This is a genomic window from Kribbella capetownensis (assembly GCF_004331485.1).
Classification (GTDB): Bacteria; Actinomycetota; Actinomycetes; order Propionibacteriales; family Kribbellaceae; genus Kribbella; species Kribbella capetownensis.
In genome coordinates this window covers 1,843,010-1,860,568 of the sequence record NZ_SJKD01000001.1, presented here as the reverse complement: position 1 = coordinate 1,860,568, position 17,559 = coordinate 1,843,010, and the positions used below count along the sequence as shown (strand labels likewise).

Here is a 17,559-nt window from a genome sequence, read left to right as displayed (position 1 = left end):
CTCACCCCGTTCCCCCGAGTAATCACCATAACTCCAGGTCGACTACTTGGCGACAGGGTGTACGCAATCCGTTATCAAGGGCGCGGTACACCCTCACAATAGTTGCCGTCCGCAATCACAAAGGGTGACCAGGCAACGACCCGGTGAGGGTGAGGCAGGTGACTCTCGGTGACAGCGCGGCGTGCCACGGCCCCAGCCACGCCGCACGTCACTGACACTCCTTCCCAGTGCTACCGGACTTCATGCACCGGGCAGTCCGCTTGAAACGAGTGTTCTCATCGGCTGCGCGGGGTCAGCCGCCCTCCCTGGAACAAGTACGCCGCCCGGCCGTCCACCGGATCCCGGAACGCCAGCACGGTGTGGACACCGCGCTCGGGCTCGGCGGCGATCAGCCGGGAGTCGTCGAGCGGGACCAGCCGGGTGCGCTGCGGCTCGGGCAGCAACACCCTCCCCTCGTCACCGAGCGCCTCCTCCAGCACCCAGAACTCGCCGTCCTCGACGCTGACGGTCGACGCGGTCAGCACCCCCTGGTATCGGCCGGTGACCAGGTCAGCCGAGATCTGGGCCGGCTGCGCCGGCGGGACCGGTGGGTCCGGCAACTCGATCCCGGCGGTTTCCCGCAGGATGTGGCCGACGAGTTCGTCGTACAAGGGTTGGGTGTCGCCACCGTTGGTCAGCAGGGCGACGGCGACGCCCTTGTCGGGGACCAGTCGGAAGAACGCGGACTGGCCGATGGTCCCGCCGTCGTGACCGTAGAACGGCCGGCCGCTCTCGTTGAAGATCATCCAGCCGAGTCCCAGGTGCTCGGCCGATCCGCCGGTCCGCGGTACTTCGACCTGCGGCTCCCACAGGCGGTCGATCATGGCTCGGTCGAGCAGCGTCGCGTCCAGGTACGCCCGGCCGAACGTGATCAGGTCGCTCGCACTCATCGCCAGCAGCGAGCCGGCCGGCGCCATCGCATGCACGAGGCTCCACAGCGAGGCCGCCTCCAGCGGTGCGTCCGGAGTCGGCGAGATGTGCCCGACCGCGGCCCGGTACAGCAGCGCCTCGTCCGGGATCGTTGCCAGGTGCTTCAGCTCCAGCGGTACGCCGATGTGTTCGCGGACCAGCTCGTGATACGGCTTGCCGCGCAGCACCTCGGCGATCCGGCCGAGGACGACGAAGCCCGAGTTGTTGTAGGAGAACCCGGCGCCGGGCGGAACCTCCTGGGCCAGGCCGGGCAGCACATCGCGGATGAACAGCTCGACACCGTCGTCGCCACGCGACGTCGGGGTGAAGGCGTCACCCGAGAAGCCGCTGGTGTGGGTGAGCAGGTGCCGCGGCGTGATCGACGCGGCCGCGGCCTCGTCGCCGAGCTTGAACTCGGGCAGGTGGTCGCGGACCGGCCGATCGAGGTCGACCTTGCCCTCGACAACCAGCTGGGCGATCAGCGTGGTGGTCCACAGCTTGGTGATGGAGCCGACCTGGAAGACCGAGTCGGTGGTCGCCTCGACTCCGGTGTTCATGCTCAGGATGCCGGCGGCCGCCGTACTCAGCTCGCCGTCGGACCAGACCGCGACCGACGCGCCCGGCACACCGTGCTTCTCGATCAGCCGACCGAGGTTGTTGTCCAACCAGCTTTGCATCTCACGCCTCCGATGAGAGAACACGGACCAGGTTCTGGCCGAGCACCTTGCGAATAGTTGCCTCTGACAACCCACGGCGCTGGAGCGCGTCGGTGACCAGCGGCATCCCGGCCGGTCCCTCCAGGCCGGGGACGAACACTTCGGCGTCCAGCCCCTGGATCACGATCGGCCGGTCGCAGGCGGGGATCTTCTCCGCGAACACCTCGGCGACGAAGTCGCTGCCCAGTCCGACGTGGTCGGCCCCGGCGACGTTCACGACGTACTCGAGGTGGTCGGCCAGGTGCTCGACGGTCGGCTTCTCCGCGGTGGTGAGGAATCCGGCGAAGAAGTTCACGCAGATGACGCCGCCGATGGCCGCGATCGCGCGCAACTGCTCGTCGGTCAGGTTGCGGTGGTGGTCGCGCAAGGCGAACGCGCTGGAGTGCGACGCGACCAGCGGTTTGGTCGCCAGGTCGAGGATGTGCTCGACGCCGCCGCGGCCGACGTGCGAGACGTCGATCAGTACGCCGAGGTCCTCGAGCAGACCGACCGCCTCGACGCCGGCGTGGGTCAGTCGGCTGCCGGCCGCGTCTTCGCCCGATCCGTCGCCGAGCGCGCTGCGGCCGAAGTGGGTGAACGAAACCATCCGGACGCCGAGCCGCTGTAGCGTCTGTAGGAGTTCGAGGTCGTTGTCGATCTGTGGGCAGCCTTCGAGCGCCAGCACCAGCGCGATCTTGCCCGCCGCGGTGGCGGCCGCGATGTCGCCGGGCGCCGTACAGAGCGCGACCTCATCGGCGTTGGCCTCGGCGATCCGGTGTGCGGCTTCGATCATCCGCAGCGTCTCGCGCAACGCGCCTTCCGGCCGGAACTCGTCGTCGATGAACACCGGCAGGACCTGGACATCGATCCCGCCCTCGCGCAACTGCGGGATCCACCGCGCCCGGAAGTACTGCGCCCACGTCGCCTTCGGCCGTCGCGCCACCAGCATCAACAGGTCGTTGTGCGCATCCGCCACCAGTGCGTCCCGGTGCAGGTTCACTCGATCCCCCTTGCGCGTATGTGATGGTTGGCGGGACCAGAATATGCTCGGGCTGGTGAAGGTGCTTTCGGCTCAGGACGTCCGGCGTGCGGTTCCGATGAGTACGGCGATCGACGCGGTACGGGACGCGTTCCGGGAACTGGCGGCGGGGAACTTCGTGCTGCCGCCGCGGCAGATCTTCGGCGACGGGTCGGTGCTGGTGATGTCGGCGTACCACACACCGACCGGGAGCGCGGTGGTGAAGAAGATCGGTATCGCTCTCGACGAGGTGCCGGCCATCCGCGCGACCGTGATCTGGACCGGCGCCGGCGATCAACTCGTCGCGGACGGCGGCTCGATCACCACGTTGCGGACCGGTGCGGTCGTCGGAGTCGCCACCGATCTGCTCGCTCCGGCCGACGCGTCCCGGCTCGCTCTGATCGGCACGGGCGCTCAGGCACCGGACCAGGTCCGTGGAGTTCTCGCCGTACGTCCGATCGCCGACGTCATCGTCACCGGCCGCTCGGCTGACCACGCCAGGGCGCTGAGCAAGACACTCGCCGACGAGTTTCCCGAGGTGAAGTTCACTCCGGGCACGGACATCGACGACGCGATCGCCGACGCGGACATCGTCTGCTGCGCCACCTCGTCCACCGCACCACTCTTCAGTGCCGACGCACTCCCGGGCCGCGTCCACGTCAATGCGATCGGCGCCTTCCGCCCGACGATGCGCGAGCTGCCGCGCGACCTCTTCGCCACCGCGTCGACGGTCCTCGTCGATCAGCAGGAAGCGGCGCTGGAAGAGTCCGGCGAGATCATCGACGCTGTCGACTCCGGCACGCTGCAACGCACGGACCTGGTCGAGCTCGGGCCCGCCCTCTCAACTCCCCCGGCCTCGACCGGCCGCACCGTCTTCAAGTCCGTCGGCATCGGCCCACAGGACTGGGCAATCGCCGCGGCCCTCGCCCGCGCCTAGCGGACCTGGGCCACTCACCAACCCGACCGACACGCCGGAGTGCGCCGACGGCTGAGCGTGCGACGGTCGACGCGCCGGAGGTTGGTGAGTGCCGGACGTCCGGGCCATCACAAGGTCGCAGACAGGTTGAGCGTGACCGTGGCCGATCGTGATGGCCTGGCGGTCCGTCACGTCCAGCGGAGGACGCCGTTGCGGTAGGCGTACAGCAGGCCGACCGCGACGAAAGCGAGGAAGACGAACATCTCGATCAAGGTGGAGAAGCCGAGGGTGGCGAAGATCGTCGCCCACGGGAACAGGTAGATCGCGTCGACGGCGAAGATCACGTAGAGGTAGGCGAACAGGTAGTACCGGATGTGTACCTGCGCCCACCCTTCGCCGACCGGGTCCACGCCGGACTCGTACGTCTTGAGCTTGCTCTCGGTCGGATAGGTGACGGTCAGCGCCTTGTTCAGCGCGAAGGCACCGATCAGCCCGACCAGACCGAGCGCGACCACCGCGAGGATGACCCCATAGCTCTCCGACACGGCAGCAGCCTAGTTGGTGCAGAGCATCATCGAGTCGACCGAGACGTACGGGCCGTAGCCGGATTTGAGGTCGGTGACCTGGAGGCGGAGGCGGGTGACGCCGAGGATCTTGGCGTTGAGCCAGGTCTCGGTCTCCTGCGCCTGCCGCACCGAGGTGATTGCCTTGGTCCCGTTGTGCACTGACACCCGCACAGTCCCGTCGGTGAGGTTGCCGAGCCAGTTGCGCACATAGCTGCAGCCGGTCGAGTCGACGTCACCCCAGACGAACCCGCCCTTGTTCGCGAGCAGGTCGGCCTCCGCCCGCCGCGGTCCTTCGTTCGGCGGCACCACATTGAACTGCGGCGCACCCTTCCCACCCGCGGCCAGCACGCCCCGCTTGAAGATCCCGCGCCAGACATAGTGCTTGAGGCTGATCACCGGCGAGACGGCTGCCGGGTACGGCGCCTGTGGCCCGACCGCGATGCGATACGTCCGGACCGACCCGGGCTGCACGGCCTTGATCGTCACCGAGCTGTCCGACGAGTACCCGTGCGCGATCTCCTGCCACCGTTTCGCGGCCGGGATCCACTGCTGCAGCGGGATCCGCGTGCCCGCCTTCGGTGCCGGCGTCAACGAGCCGATCACCGTGATCACACCTTTGGTGGTGTCCGTTGTCCGGATGGTGGTGATCTTGGCTGTCCGCGTCGGTGCAGCGGCCGACGCCGGCGCCACTGCGGGCGCCGTACCGCCGAGACTCATCGCGGGCGCCACCTGCGCGGAGCATCCGGTCAGGGCAAGGATCAGCAGTCCGGCAACGGCACGCATGCCGACATGCTGCCGGTTGTGACTGCGGATCGCAAGCGAACGACTGCGCAGGGTGACATGAGCGGATTTGTCACTAGCGGATGAACCCACCTACTAACACCGTGTCCCAGGCTGTGGACCACCGGGGCTTCCGCATGGTTCTGTACTAAGGGCGAACTAATATTGGGGTTATCGCCCTGAACTGGGGGGATCGACCTGTCGCCCACGACGCGGCGGGCCGACCCAAGCTTCGACTTGGAGATGAACAGAACAGTGACCATCGAGGTCAAGCAGCTCGACCGCGTGGTGATCCGCTTCGCCGGCGACTCCGGCGACGGGATGCAGCTCACGGGGGACAGGTTCACAGCGGAAACGGCATCGTTCGGCAATGATCTGTCGACCCTGCCCAACTTCCCCGCCGAGATCCGGGCACCAGCCGGAACTCTGCCGGGAGTGTCGTCGTTCCAGCTCCACTTCGCCGACCACGACATCCTCACGCCGGGTGATGCGCCCGATGTGCTGATCGCGATGAACCCGGCGGCGCTGAAGGCGAACCTGCGCGACGTACCGCGCGGGGCGACGCTCATCGTCGACACCGCGGACTTCACCGCCCGCAACCTGAAGCGGATCGGGTACGAGCAGAACCCGCTGGAGACCGGCGAGCTGGACGCATACCACGTGATCGGCCTGAACCTGACCGGCATGACGGTGGAGTCGGTCAAGGAGTTCGGCCTGTCCCGCAAGGACGCGTCCCGGGCCAAGAACATGTACGCGCTGGGGCTGGTGTCGTGGCTGTTCCAGCGCCCGGTCGAGTCGACGATCACGTTCCTCGAGACGAAGTTCGCCAGTAAGCCGGACATCCGGGACGCGAACATCGCGGCCTTCCGGGCCGGCTACAACTTCGGCGAGACGGCCGAGGAGTTCTCGGTCCGGTACGAGGTGAAGCCGGCCAAGATGGCCACCGGCACCTACCGGAACATCTCCGGCAACCTGGCGCTGGCGTACGGCCTGGTGGCGGGCGCTCAGCGGGCCGGTCTGCCGCTGGTCCTGGGCGCGTACCCGATCACCCCGGCCTCCGACGTACTGCACGAGCTGTCCAAGCTCAAGCGGTTCAACGTGACCACGATCCAGGCCGAGGACGAGATCGCCGGTGTCGGCGCTGCCCTGGGTGCGTCGTTCGGCGGCGCACTCGGCGTGACCACTTCGTCCGGTCCGGGCATCAGCCTGAAGTCCGAGACGATCGGCCTCGGCGTGATGCTCGAGCTGCCGCTGGTCGTCTGCGACATCCAGCGCGCCGGCCCGTCGACCGGTATGCCGACCAAGACCGAGCAGGCCGACCTGCTGCAGGTGATGTTCGGCCGCAACGGCGAGGCCCCGCTGCCGGTGCTCGCGGCCCAGTCCCCCGCGGACTGCTTCGCGATCGCGGTCGAGGCGGCCCGGATTGCCATCACCTACCGGACGCCGGTGATCGTGCTGTCCGACGGCTACCTGGCCAACGGTTCGGAGCCGTGGCAGATCCCGGTGGTCGACGACCTGCCGACGATCGACCCGAACTTCACCCTCGAGCCGAACGCCACCGACGACAAGGGCGCACCGCTCTACCTCCCGTACCTGCGCGACCCGGAGACCCTGTCCCGCGCCTGGGCGATCCCGGGGACGGCGGGCCTGGACCACCGCATCGGCGGTCTGGAGAAGGAGGACAAGACCGGCAACATCTCCTACGACCCGGCCAACCACGACCTGATGATCCGCACCCGGCAGGCCAAGGTGGACGGCATCGCCCGTTCCATCGACCCGATCGAGGTCGACGACCCGGACGGTACCGCGAAGGTCCTGGTGCTGGGCTGGGGTTCGACGTACGGCCCGATCGGCGCCGGTGTCCGCCGGGTCCGCAAGGTCGGCGGCAAGGTCGCGCAGGCCCACCTGCGGCACCTGAACCCGTTCCCGCCGAACCTGGGCGACCTGCTGCGCAGCTACGACAAGGTCCTGGTCCCGGAGATGAACCTGGGCCAGCTGGCGATGCTGCTGCGGGCGAAGTTCCTGGTCGACGTCGTGTCCTACGCGCAGGTGCGGGGCATGCCGCTCGGCGCGGCCGAGCTGGCCGAGGTGATCGGCAACCTGGTCGAGGAGACCGAGGGCATCGACGACGACGCCCGCCACCTGGGCGAGGCCGCCGCCAACCTGACGCACGGCGAAGCCCTGAACGGTAACGAGCACGATCTGCACCAGTCCCGGTTGGGAGGAGCACGATGAGCACGGTCGACCTCGGCCTGCCGAGTCTGCCCGGTGGGCTGCACGGCGTCCCGGCCGCGAGCGAGCCGCAGAACCGCAAGGAGTACGTGTCGGACCAGGAGGTCCGGTGGTGCCCCGGCTGCGGTGACTACGCCGTACTGGCCGCGTTCCAGGGCTTCCTGCCCGAGCTCGGGATCAAGCGCGAGAACATCGCGATGGTCTCCGGCATCGGCTGCTCGTCCCGGTTCCCGTACTACCTGTCGACGTACGGCATGCACTCGATCCACGGGCGGGCGCCGGCGATCGCGACCGGTCTCGCGGTGGCGCGGCCCGACCTGAGCGTCTGGGTGGTGACCGGTGACGGCGACGCGCTGTCGATCGGCGGCAACCACCTGATCCACTCGCTGCGGCGCAACGTGAACCTGAAGATCCTGCTGTTCAACAACCGGATCTACGGCCTCACCAAGGGTCAGTACTCGCCGACCTCGGAGCCGGGCAAGGTGACCAAGTCGACGCCGATGGGCTCGGTGGACAACCCGTTCAACCCGGTCTCGCTGGCGCTCGGCGCGGAGGCGACGTTCGTGGCCCGCACGATCGACTCCGACCGCAAGCACCTGACCTCGGTGCTGCGTGCGGCGGCCGAGCACCGCGGCACCGCGATCGTGGAGATCTACCAGAACTGCCCGATCTTCAACGACAACGCGTTCGAGGCGTTCAAGGATCCGGAGACCCGCGACGACGCGATCATCCCGCTGGTGCACGGCGAGCCGATCCGGTTCGGCAAGGAAGGCCGGCTCGGCGTGGTCCGGGACGGCTTCGCGTCGCTGGCCGTCAAGGAGGTCGCCGACCTCCCGAACGGCGAGGCCGACCTGGTCGTCCACGACGCCCATGCGGACGACCCGGCGTACGCGTTCGCGCTGTCGCGGCTGACCGACGCCGGCATCTTGCACCAGGCCCCGATCGGCATCTTCCGTGCGGTCGAGCGCCCGGCGTACGACGACATGGTCCGCCAGCAGATCACCACCGCCCAGGAGGCTCAGGGCACCGGCGACCTGCAGGCCCTGGTCACCGGCTCCGACACCTGGACGATCAACTGAGGAAGGCCCGGACGGCTGCCTGAAAGCCATCCGGGTCCTCCACCCACCCGGCGTCGACGTACCGCCGGACCAGGGCCGCGACTCGCTCCATCGAACCTCCTGTAGCGAATACTCCAGAACGACGGTATGTGTTGTAAACGTTACGACGCAAGAGCGGATACCGTGACGACGTGGACGAACGCCTGGTCCTCCTGGTCGCGTACGACGGTGCCGAACTGCTCGACATCGCCTGCGTGACGTCATGTCTGGACATCGCGAACCGCATCGGCGCCAGCCCGCCGTACCGGATGGTGCTGGCGACGCCGGGGAAGCGCACGGTGCGGTGCGACTCGGGTCTGCAACTGCAGGCCGACGTGGCGCTCGAGCGGTTCAACGAGCCGATGGACACGCTGCTCGTTTCCGGCGGACTCGGACACGAGGATGCCGCCGCGGACCGCAGTCTGGTCGGGCACGTACGACGCCTGTCCGCGCTCGCCCGCCGCGTCTCGTCGGTGTGCACCGGCGCGACCGTCCTAGCGGCCACCGGCCTGCTGAGCGGGCGCCGCATCACGACGCACTGGATGTACGCCGACCAACTCGCGGCGAAGCACCCGGACGTCGATGTCGACGCGGACCCGATCTACATCCGCGACGGCGAGATCGCGACCTCGGGTGGCGTCACGAGCGCACTGGATCTGACCATGTCGTTCATCGAGGAGGATCACGGCGAGGCGATCGCCCGCGGTGTCGCGCTCGGCACGGTCACCTACCTCCAGCGGCCGGCCGCCCAGTCCCAGATGAGCATGTTCGTGGCAAGCCGGCTGAGCGGCGATCTCCTGGTCCGACGGCTCCGCGACCACATCGTCAGCCATCCGAACTCGGATCTCAGTACGCCGGCCCTCGCCCGGCTCGCCGGGGTCAGCGAGCGGCACCTGTCGCGGATGTTCCTGACCCACGTCGAGCAGACGCCGGCGCAGTACGTCCGCGGCGTCCGCACCGAGGCCGCAGCACACCTCCTGGTCTCGGGCGAACTGCCCCTTGCGGCCGTCGCCCGGCAGTGCGGCTTCGGCTCGACCGAGTCCCTCCGGCAGGCCTTCCTCGACCGGTACGGCGTACCTCCGTCGCAGTACCGGCGGACGCAGACACCGGCCTGATCCCAGGAATCCGGTCCGTTCCAGCAGACATCCGGACCTGATCGGCCCGGATGGATGGCCCGGCTCCCGGACCGTCCGGAAGATCGTGCCATGACGAACGCCTTCTCCGACTCCGAAGACCGCAATCTCAGACCAGTCCGACTCAGGACACGAGGTCCGTGAGGGTGACGCCGGCCGCACGATCGAGGTGATGCGCGGTCAGGCCGAGGGCGCGGGGCGCCAGCACGTCGAGCTCGAGGTTGTCGCCGATCATGCTCGTGTCGATCGGCTCGGTGCCGAGCGCCTCGCAGGTCCGCAGGTAGGTCTCGGGTGCGGGCTTGCTGACGCCCAGGGATTCCGTCGTACAGACCACGTCGACCAGGTCGGCCAGCCCGATCGCCTCGAGTTTCGCGTTCTGCTGTTGCGTGCTGCCGTTGGTCAGCACGCCGATCCGCAGGCCGTTGCTCCGGGCAACTTCCAGGGCGGGGCGGGCGTCCGGGTAGGCGGTCCAGCTCGACTTGTAGTGATGCAGGTAGCCGGTGAACAGCTCGTCGAGCTCCTCGTCGGTCGGCGGGACCGGGTGGTCGAGCAGGGGCAGGAACTCGCGGAGCCGGCCACGCCGCTGCCCCTGATGGGTGATCTCGAGGGCCAGAAACCGGCTGTAGACGCGGTCCTCGATCACGAACCACTGCGCGACCAACTCGTCGGTCGTCGTACCACCCAGCTCGGGGATCCAGCTGCGGATCGCGTGCGTCGCCGACCCGGTGTGGTCGAACAGCGTGTTGTCCAGGTCGAAGATGACCGCCTTCACGCCCGGACCACCGAGTCCCGGTTGAGCTCTCGGTGGTTGGCGTAGCCGGACAGTGCGAGGGTCAGATCGAGCTCGGCCAGGAAGCAGCGCAGGACGTGCTCGACACCCGCCTGCCCGGCCAGTGCGAGACCGTAGAGCAGCGGACGGCCGAGCAGGACCGCCTTCGCGCCAAGGGCGAAGGCCTTCGCGGCGTCCGAGCCGGTACGGACACCTGAGTCGAAGAGGACCGTCACCTGTTCACCGACCGCGTCCGCGATCGCCGGTAGCGCGTCGAGTGACGCGATCGCCCCGTCGACCTGACGGCCGCCGTGGTTCGAGACCACGACCCCGTCGACGCCGTGCTCGGCGGCCAGTTTCGCGTCCTCGACGGCCGTGATTCCCTTCAGCACGATCGGGCCGTCCCAGTTGTCCCGCAGGAACGACAACTCGTCCCAGCCCAGGCCGACGTTCGGGAACATCTGCGCCCAGTGCATCACCGCCGCGCCCGGGTCTTCCGCGACCGGCTTGGCCAGCTTGGCTTGGAAGGCCGGGTCGCTGAAGTAGTTCGCCAGGCCCTCCCCCTTGAGGAACGGCAGGAACCCGCGGTCCAGGTCGGCCGGACGCCAGCCGAGCGTCCCGGTGTCGAGGGTGACGACCAGGACGCCGTACCCGCTCGCCTTCGCCCGCTGCAGGAAGCTCAGGCAGACGTCGCGGTCGGTCGGCCAGTAGAGCTGGTACCACTTGCTCTTCGCCTCGATCTGCTCGAAGGCGTGGCTCGCCTGCGTCGAGTGTGTGTAGGTCAGGCCGAGCGCATCCGCGGCCCGGGCCGTCGCGAGCTCGCCGTCCGGGTGGGCCAGTGTCTGTACTCCGATCGGCGCGACCAGCACCGGCGCGGGCATCGCCGTACCGAGGATGGTGCAGGACAGGTCACGGTCGGTGCTACCGCGCAGCATCCGGGGCACCAGCCGCCACCGGTCGAACGCCGCCAGGTTCGCCCGCGCCGTCGCCCCGCTGCCCGCGCTCGGCACGATGTACCCCATCGCCTCAGCGGACAGTGTCCCGGCCGCTTGCGACTCCAGCCGGGCCAGGTCGGTCGTGATCTCCGGCCGTGTCCCCTGCAGCATCCCCTGCAGGTAGATCTGCAACTGGTGATCCCCAAAGTTGGCCATGCCGGATGCTCCCACGCCCACCGCGCGACCTCAACCACACCACCCCGGCCAGGGCGACCAGGCAGCACAGCCAGGCGAACCAGTCACCCCAGGCGGTGTAGACGGTCCCGTTCCTGCCGGGCCGGAGGTCGCCGATCAGGACGGCCGGCGCGTCGGCAGGCGCCGTCGTCTCGGACACGATCCGTCCCTGCGCGTCGCTGAGGGTGAGGCGGCCCTTGCTGCCGTCGCGGGCCATCGGGATGCCGTTCTCGATGCCGCGGAGCAGTGCCATCCGGCTGTGCAGCCAGCCGTCGTCCTCGAAGTCGAGCGCCGGCACCAGTAGCAGGCTGACAGCTTCTTTCCCGTACGCACGGGAGAGCGCGGGGAAGTCCAGGTCCTTGCAGATCAGCAAGCCCCAACTGTTGAAGACGGCGAGGTGGTCGCCGGGCGTGTACGGCTCCATGCCGGGGATCAGGTGGTGTTTGTCGTACGACGTGGGCGCGCTGCCGTCGGGGTGGAAGATCAGAGCCCGGTTGTAGTCGTCAGGCCCGAAGACGGTGAGGCCGACGACGAGCTCGACCTTGTTGCTGGTGGCAAGTGTCTGGAACTCCCTGGACAGCTGGGGAAGCGCGGTCGCCTCGACGTCGATGATCTTCTCCGGGAGCAGGACGACCTGCGCGCCGGATCGGGCCGCGTCGGTGATCATCGGGCGGTAGCGCTCCAGCACGGCGGGGCCGCCGCCGTCCGGCCAGCGCGCGTTGTCTTCACCTTCTGCGGAGAGTACGGCGATCCGCAGCGGCTGAGCGTCCGCGGTTCCGTCGAGCCGGAGTACGCCGTACAGGCAGGTGCTGGCGGCAACGACCACCAGAGCACTGACCAGGACGAGACGTCTCGTGGCGAGGACGGCGGCCGGGAAGAACAGGAGGAAGCTGAGGCCCCACAGGCCGGTCAGGGAGACGATCTGGTTGATGGGTGCTACCTCGGCCTGGGTGTAGGCGAGGCTGGTGAACGCGCCGTGTGGGGAAACGGTCGCGATCAGGTAGTCGACGGCCGCCCAGAGCGCGGGAGCGGCGAAGGCGGCGAGCACGAAGTGCCTGCGGACAACCAGCGCGCGGAAGAGCAGCACCGTGGCGGTGAAGACACCCGCGAGCAGGAGCAGGAAGGCGAACGCGACCAGCGGGAGCTCGAGGTCACCGCGCAGGTAGCGGACCAGATTGGTGAGCCCTAGAAGCCAACCAACAAAGGCGGTCACGGCCGCAAGCCCTGGCTTCAGGCGGGGTGCGACGAGGAGCACAGGCAGCGGTGCGAACCAGGTCAGCGCCGGGACGGTATGCAAGCCGGAACCGAAGTACAGCAGCACACCGGTGGCGACGGCCGCGAGGGCGGCCCAGACCCGGGCGGTCGAGTTAGGTACGGAGGAGGCCATCGATCATCCTTTCGGCGAGTTTTAGGCACAGCGCGCGGAAGGCGGGTTCGGGCATGCCGATGCGGTCGCCGTGGTGGAGTTGGATCAGGCCATGCAGGAGGGCGGCGAACATCAGGCTGGTTTCCCAGATGTCGTCGTCGCCGTTGTAGAGACCCTGGTCGACGCCGTCGGAGATCGCGTCGGCGACCAGGTTGAAGGTCGGCGACTTGCGCGCCCGGAAGTCGTCCGGGAACTTCCGCGCCTGGTCGCGCCGCTCGGTGAACATGTAGTCGTACAGCCGCGGCTGGGCGAGCGCGAAGTCGACATGGTCGACCAGCATCTCCCGCATCCGCGCGTCCGCCGCCGTACTGCGCGGGGCGGACTCCCAGCGCCGGACCAGTTCGGCGAAGGCCGCGTCCGCGACCGCGTTCAGCAGCGTCTCCCGGTCCGGGAAGTACTGGTAGATCGCCATCGGAGTGATCCCGACCGCGGCCGCCACCTTCCGCATCGACACGCCGGCCGCGCCGTGCTCGGTCAGCAGCCAGGTCGCGGCCGCGGTGATCCGGTCCTTCGTCGTCACCTCGCTCATGAATGCCATTCAACCTGCATTACCTATACGGCGTATAGGGAAATGACCCTGAATGATCCCTGAGCCATGACGGACGTCAGGTCCGGGACCCGCCGTCCGTCAGCGCAGGATCCGGACGGATCGCATCGGTGCCGGCGTCCGTCGAACGCGAGAGTGAGGAGCGTGACCCGACACAAGAGATGTGGGTGTGATGAAGCGGACCCTGCCGGCCCTCGGGCTGTTCTTCCTGGCGCCGCTGATCGCGGAGTTCCTGCTGGGGAACATCCCGCGCGACTCGTTCGTCGCGTCGCCGGCGCAGTTCGCCGGGACCGGAATCGCGATCGTTGTCCTCGTCGCCATCGCGGCCCGGGTCGGCTCCCGCGGACAGCGTCGTACGGCAGGCACCGTGCCCTCGGCGTGGCTGGTCGGCGCCACCGGACTGGTGCTGAGTTCGGCGTTCATGCTGGTGAACGACCTGGTGAAGAGCGGCTGGCTGCAGGCCGGGCTGATGGCCGCGCTCGACGTACTCGCGGTGATCGTGGTGGTGCGGTGGTCGCGACGGACCGGCTGGACGCAACTGCATTCGCTCGCTGTAGCGGGTGGCGCGCTGCTGACCTACGCCTGGCACGCGTTCCCGGAGGACCCGGTGATGGACACGTCGCGGACGACCGACCTGATCGGCAATGTGGTCTTCGCCCTCATCGCGGTGGCGCTGCTCGTGGGTGCGACAATCAGGCGTGACAAACTCAGTGACTCCTGACAGCCACAGCACCTCGTGGCCCGTCGGCCTCGCTCTGTTCGCACTGGCGACCGGTGGTTTCGCGATCGGAACCACCGAGTTCGTCACGATGGGAGTACTGCCTCAGATCGCTGACGGGGTGGGGATCTCGATCCCGACCGCCGGCCACCTCATCTCGGCGTACGCGCTGGGCGTGGTGGTCGGTGCACCGGTGATCGCGGCGCTCGGTGCCCGGACCGGGCGGAAGCGGCTGCTGCTCGGGCTGATGGCGGTGTTCGTGATCGGCAACGTGCTGTCGGCCGTTGCCTCCAGCTACGAGTTCCTGATGGCCGCGCGGTTTCTGACCGGCGTACCGCACGGTGCATTCTTCGGCATCGGCGCGGTGGTCGGGACAACGCTCGTGCCGGTCAATCGGAGGGCTTGGGCTGTCTCGATGACGATGGTCGGTCTTCCGGTGGCCAACATCATCGGCGTACCGATCACCACTTTGATGGGCCAGCGACTCGGCTGGCCGGCGCCGTTTCTCGCGGTCGGCGCGCTCGGGTTGGTCACGCTGGTGGCGGTGTGGTTCTGGGTTCCGCCGCAGCCGGTGGGCAGCGACGTCAACATCCGCAGCGAGCTCAGTGCGCTGTCCCGTCCGCAGGTGTGGATGGCGCTGCTGGTCGGGATGGTCGGCTTCGGCGGCATGTTCGCGACGTACTCGTATATCGCCCCGACGATGACGGAACTGGCCGGTTTCTCCGAGGCCGCGGTCACGGTGGTGCTGGCTGTTTACGGCATCGGCATGACGTGCGGCACTGTCGTCGGTGGCCGGTTCGCCGACCGCGCCCTGATGCCCAGCCTGTACGGCGGCCTGCTCGCGATCACCGTCGTACTCGGAACGTTCGGGTGGCTGGCTCAGACCCGGCCCGGAGCCCTGATCGCGGTGTTCGCGATGGGGTTCTCGGCGAGCATCCTGGTGCCGGCGCTGCAGACCCGGCTGATGGACGTCGCGCACGAAGGACAGTCGCTGGCGGCGTCGCTGAACCACTCGACGCTGAACATCGCGAACGCTCTCGGCGCCTGGCTCGGCAGCGTCGTCCTGGCCGCCGGCTACGGGTACGAGTGGCCGAGCCGCGTCGGCGCCGTCCTGGCCGTTGCCGGGCTGCTCCTGGCCCTCGTCTCCGGCCTGATGGACCGGCGTACGGTCCGCAATTCAGGGGTCGACCAGGTCGTCGCCTGACCGGTTGATGACCGGGGACTTGGTTAGATCGGGGTATGGCGACATTGACGTTGGGCGCCGCCGACCTCGTCCGGCGGCGCGGGCTGCGGCAGATGCGATCGGTGGCGTTGTCGTTGCTGCTGCTGGCCGCGGTGATCTATGTGGCCACGCTGCACCGCGACGGCGGCTGGGCGTACCTGAACGCCGCGGCGGAGGCCGCGATGGTGGGTGCGCTGGCGGACTGGTTCGCGGTGACCGCGCTGTTCCGGCGTCCGCTCGGGCTGCCGATCCCGCACACGGCGATCGTGCCGACCCGCAAGGACAGCCTGGCCGAGAGCCTCGAGCAGTTCGTCACCGAGAACTTCCTGTCCCAGGAGGTCGTGGCGGAGAAGATGCGCACCGCCGAGGTGAGCCGCCGGGCCGGTGAGTGGCTTACCTCCGGCACGCATGCCGAGCGGATCGTGGCCGAGGGCGCGCGGACGATCGGGGCGGCGCTGCCGCGGCTCGGCGACGAGGACGTGGCGGCGTTCGTCCGGGGGTCGTTGCTGCCGCGGTTCGTGCAGGAGCCGTTGAGCCCGATCGCGGGGCACTTCCTGCAGTCGGTCGTCGATGACGGTGCTCACCATGCGTTGTTCGATCTGTTGATGGTGGAGGCGCATGACTGGTTGCGCGACAACCGCGAACTGCTCGCCGACGTGGTTGGTCCGCGGGCGCCGCGGTGGTCACCGCAGTGGGTCGACCGGCTGGTGATCGACCGGATCCACCGCGAGGCGCTGGCCTGGCTGGCCGACGTACGGGACAACCCGACGCATGCGGCGCGGCGGGCGGTCGACCGGCTGCTCGGGCAGCTCGCGCACGACCTACAGAACGATCCGGAGACGATGGCGCGCTTCGAGGCGTTCAAGGCGCGGATGCTGACGCACCCCGATATGGGCTCCAGCCTGACCGCGGTGTGGGACGCCGTACGCACCGCACTGATCGACTCGATCGCCGACCCGGACAGCACGCTGCGGGTCCGCGCAACCAAGGCCATCCAGGACCTGGGCCAACGACTGCAGGACGACGAGGCGCTGCGCGGCAAGGTCGACGCCCGCGCGTCCGAGGCAGTCGGGTACGTCGTCCGCACCTACGGCAACGAGATCGTCTCCGTCATCTCCGACACCATCGAACGCTGGGACGGCCGCGAAGCCGCCGCCCGAATCGAACTCCACGTAGGCCGAGACCTCCAATTCATCCGAATCAACGGCACCGTCGTAGGCGCCCTGGTAGGCCTCGTGATCCACACGCTCAGCCAACTCCTGTGAAGCCGACGTATCTGCGGACTTCGGGACCCAACCGGTCAGCTAGGGCCGGTGGGTGGCGGGTCGCGTGACGGCTGGCGGGTTGTTTGGCGTCAGCGGTGAAACAACCCGCCAGCGGCCCACGGCCGGGTACAGCTAGATTCCGCAGTTGGGGGCGTCCCAGACGTTTCCGGTTCTGATGTCTACGTGGGTGTGGTCGTTGTGGCCGGGGTAGCCGGGGCCGAAGATGCCGCCGAAGCCGTGGTTGCGGGCTTGTTTGGCGAGGGTGCAGAAGGAGTGGACCCCGGTCAGGTCGGCGGACCGGCCGTACAGGTGCTGACTGTTGCTCGCGCCACCGACCGAGTTGTTGCACGGGATGCTGCGGAACCCGCTGGAGATGTTCAGCGGCTGGTCACCGAGCGCGTGCCGCATCGCCTCCAACTGCCACATGGTCTGCAACGCGTTCGCCTTCGTCGCCGCCGCCGACAGCGGTCCGCCGTCCCATCCAGAGCCGCCGCACCCGTCGTCGAGTTCGGTGTAGGCGAAGTGGATCGGCGTACAGTCGTCGTCCTGCAGCGCATAGAGCTTGGTGAACGTCGCCGGCCCGGCAATCCCGTCCGACCCCAGCCCGTACGCCGACTGGAACCGCTGCACCGCCGCCTTGGTGGCCGGCCCGAAGTCCCCGTCGACGGCGAGATGACCGCCGTACCCGGGATAACCGGCGACCCTGATCTGCAACTGCCGCACATCCTCGCCGTTCATGCCCTGGCTGAGCGTGCGGCCCCACGTGTAACAACCATCCGCGTGCGCCTTGGTCGCGGTCACGACCTGGCTGGTCGTGAGCGTCGCCGCGAACAGCAGCAGTACGGCGATCAGCCGCGGCAACGGTCGGGTGATGGACATCGGACACCTCCGGGGCGGTGAAGGAACCTGTCCCGGCCCAGCATTCCGTCACCATCCACCGCTTGGCCAGTGCTCAGCGAAACTTTCCGACGAGAAGGCAACCATCCGTTCGACCGACGACCCCGAGCCCTATGTACGCCGGATCCTCGTCACCACGTACTCGTCCTGGTGGCGACGTC

16 protein-coding genes are annotated in these 17,559 nt (G+C 68.5%); 7 read left to right on the top strand and 9 right to left on the bottom strand.

All coding sequences use genetic code 11. The annotated features are described in order from the left end of the window. Positions 1-275: 275 nt before the first annotated feature. Entirely contained in the window at positions 276-1,625 is a 1,350-nt protein-coding gene (locus E0H75_RS09110) for a serine hydrolase domain-containing protein (protein WP_131512725.1), read from the bottom strand. 1 nt (position 1,626) lies between these two features. Next, the gene (locus E0H75_RS09105; protein WP_238162897.1) at positions 1,627-2,643 is read right to left on the bottom strand and encodes a dipeptidase; all 1,017 of its coding nucleotides are present in this window, start codon (positions 2,641-2,643) and stop codon (positions 1,627-1,629) included. Between the two features lie 55 nt (positions 2,644-2,698). Here E0H75_RS09105 and E0H75_RS09100 point away from each other — a divergent pair, with 55 nt between their 5' ends. Beyond that, on the top strand, positions 2,699-3,598 hold the full coding sequence (locus E0H75_RS09100; protein ID WP_131512724.1) for an ornithine cyclodeaminase family protein: 900 nt from the start codon (positions 2,699-2,701) through the stop codon (positions 3,596-3,598). A 167-nt stretch (positions 3,599-3,765) separates the two neighbouring features. Here the strand turns inward: E0H75_RS09100 and E0H75_RS09095 are convergent, their stop codons facing one another. Both E0H75_RS09095 and E0H75_RS09090 read right to left on the bottom strand, forming a co-directional pair. Beyond that, the gene (locus E0H75_RS09095) at positions 3,766-4,122 is read right to left on the bottom strand and encodes an NADH-quinone oxidoreductase subunit A (RefSeq protein ID WP_131512723.1); all 357 of its coding nucleotides are present in this window, start codon (positions 4,120-4,122) and stop codon (positions 3,766-3,768) included. A gap of 9 nt (positions 4,123-4,131) precedes the next feature. After that, a complete protein-coding gene (locus tag E0H75_RS09090) occupies positions 4,132-4,926 on the bottom strand; it encodes a hypothetical protein (RefSeq protein WP_131512722.1) in 795 nt (264 codons plus the stop codon). 240 nt (positions 4,927-5,166) lie between these two features. Here E0H75_RS09090 and E0H75_RS09085 point away from each other — a divergent pair, with 240 nt between their 5' ends. The 3 genes from E0H75_RS09085 to E0H75_RS09075 all read left to right on the top strand — a co-directional run bounded on the left by E0H75_RS09085 (position 5,167) and on the right by E0H75_RS09075 (position 9,367). Then, positions 5,167-7,158, top strand: a complete 1,992-nt coding sequence (locus E0H75_RS09085; protein ID WP_238162896.1) for a 2-oxoacid:acceptor oxidoreductase subunit alpha — start codon at positions 5,167-5,169, stop codon at positions 7,156-7,158. After that, on the top strand, positions 7,155-8,234 hold the full coding sequence (locus E0H75_RS09080; RefSeq protein WP_131360356.1) for a 2-oxoacid:ferredoxin oxidoreductase subunit beta: 1,080 nt from the start codon (positions 7,155-7,157) through the stop codon (positions 8,232-8,234). Before E0H75_RS09085 ends, E0H75_RS09080 begins: the two co-directional genes overlap by 4 nt. Positions 8,235-8,404: 170 nt before the next feature. Then, positions 8,405-9,367: a GlxA family transcriptional regulator gene (locus tag E0H75_RS09075; protein ID WP_131512721.1), complete on the top strand. Its 963-nt coding sequence runs from the start codon at positions 8,405-8,407 to the stop codon at positions 9,365-9,367. Positions 9,368-9,509: 142 nt separating this feature from the next. Here E0H75_RS09075 and E0H75_RS09070 read toward each other — a convergent pair whose 3' ends face one another. The 4 genes from E0H75_RS09070 to E0H75_RS09055 are packed head-to-tail and all read right to left on the bottom strand — an operon-like array spanning position 9,510 to position 13,278. Then, the gene (locus E0H75_RS09070) at positions 9,510-10,157 is read right to left on the bottom strand and encodes an HAD family hydrolase (protein ID WP_131512720.1); all 648 of its coding nucleotides are present in this window, start codon (positions 10,155-10,157) and stop codon (positions 9,510-9,512) included. After that, positions 10,154-11,260, bottom strand: coding sequence for a lactate 2-monooxygenase (locus tag E0H75_RS09065; RefSeq protein WP_238162936.1), 1,107 nt, complete (start codon positions 11,258-11,260; stop codon positions 10,154-10,156). Before E0H75_RS09065 ends, E0H75_RS09070 begins: the two co-directional genes overlap by 4 nt. Next, positions 11,181-12,710 (bottom strand): nitrilase-related carbon-nitrogen hydrolase, encoded by a 1,530-nt coding sequence (locus tag E0H75_RS43965; RefSeq protein ID WP_131512718.1) that lies wholly within the window; start codon positions 12,708-12,710, stop codon positions 11,181-11,183. Before E0H75_RS43965 ends, E0H75_RS09065 begins: the two co-directional genes overlap by 80 nt. Further along, a complete protein-coding gene (locus E0H75_RS09055; RefSeq protein WP_165553522.1) occupies positions 12,691-13,278 on the bottom strand; it encodes a TetR/AcrR family transcriptional regulator in 588 nt (195 codons plus the stop codon). Before E0H75_RS09055 ends, E0H75_RS43965 begins: the two co-directional genes overlap by 20 nt. Positions 13,279-13,468: 190 nt before the next feature. On the opposite strand from E0H75_RS09055, the gene E0H75_RS09050 reads away from it, so the two are divergent. From E0H75_RS09050 to E0H75_RS09040, 3 genes are read left to right on the top strand one after another with little or no spacing between them, the layout of a single operon-like run. Continuing rightward, entirely contained in the window at positions 13,469-14,017 is a 549-nt protein-coding gene (locus E0H75_RS09050) for a hypothetical protein (RefSeq protein ID WP_131512716.1), read from the top strand. Continuing rightward, entirely contained in the window at positions 13,995-15,218 is a 1,224-nt protein-coding gene (locus E0H75_RS09045) for an MFS transporter (RefSeq protein ID WP_238162895.1), read from the top strand. Before E0H75_RS09050 ends, E0H75_RS09045 begins: the two co-directional genes overlap by 23 nt. 35 nt (positions 15,219-15,253) lie before the next feature. Further along, on the top strand, positions 15,254-16,501 hold the full coding sequence (locus E0H75_RS09040; RefSeq protein ID WP_131512714.1) for a DUF445 domain-containing protein: 1,248 nt from the start codon (positions 15,254-15,256) through the stop codon (positions 16,499-16,501). 132 nt (positions 16,502-16,633) lie between these two features. On the opposite strand, the gene E0H75_RS09035 is transcribed toward E0H75_RS09040, so the two are convergent. Further along, positions 16,634-17,380, bottom strand: a complete 747-nt coding sequence (locus E0H75_RS09035) for a D-Ala-D-Ala carboxypeptidase family metallohydrolase (RefSeq protein ID WP_131512713.1) — start codon at positions 17,378-17,380, stop codon at positions 16,634-16,636. Positions 17,381-17,559: the final 179 nt, after the last annotated feature.

Bases quoted from the DNA above. Each gene is read 5' to 3' on its own strand.
- E0H75_RS09050 (WP_131512716.1), top strand. From the start codon at position 13,469: ATGAAGCGGACCCTGCCGGCCCTCGGGCTGTTCTTCCTGGCGCCGCTG.
- E0H75_RS09085 (WP_238162896.1), top strand. From the start codon at position 5,167: ATGAACAGAACAGTGACCATCGAGGTCAAGCAGCTCGACCGCGTGGTG.
- E0H75_RS09090 (WP_131512722.1), bottom strand. From the start codon at position 4,926: ATGCGTGCCGTTGCCGGACTGCTGATCCTTGCCCTGACCGGATGCTCC.
- E0H75_RS09110 (WP_131512725.1), bottom strand. From the start codon at position 1,625: ATGCAAAGCTGGTTGGACAACAACCTCGGTCGGCTGATCGAGAAGCAC.
- E0H75_RS43965 (WP_131512718.1), bottom strand. From the start codon at position 12,710: ATGGCCTCCTCCGTACCTAACTCGACCGCCCGGGTCTGGGCCGCCCTC.
- E0H75_RS09080 (WP_131360356.1), top strand. From the start codon at position 7,155: ATGAGCACGGTCGACCTCGGCCTGCCGAGTCTGCCCGGTGGGCTGCAC.
- E0H75_RS09040 (WP_131512714.1), top strand. From the start codon at position 15,254: ATGGCGACATTGACGTTGGGCGCCGCCGACCTCGTCCGGCGGCGCGGG.
- E0H75_RS09065 (WP_238162936.1), bottom strand. From the start codon at position 11,260: ATGCTGCAGGGGACACGGCCGGAGATCACGACCGACCTGGCCCGGCTG.
- E0H75_RS09055 (WP_165553522.1), bottom strand. From the start codon at position 13,278: ATGAGCGAGGTGACGACGAAGGACCGGATCACCGCGGCCGCGACCTGG.
- E0H75_RS09035 (WP_131512713.1), bottom strand. From the start codon at position 17,380: ATGTCCATCACCCGACCGTTGCCGCGGCTGATCGCCGTACTGCTGCTG.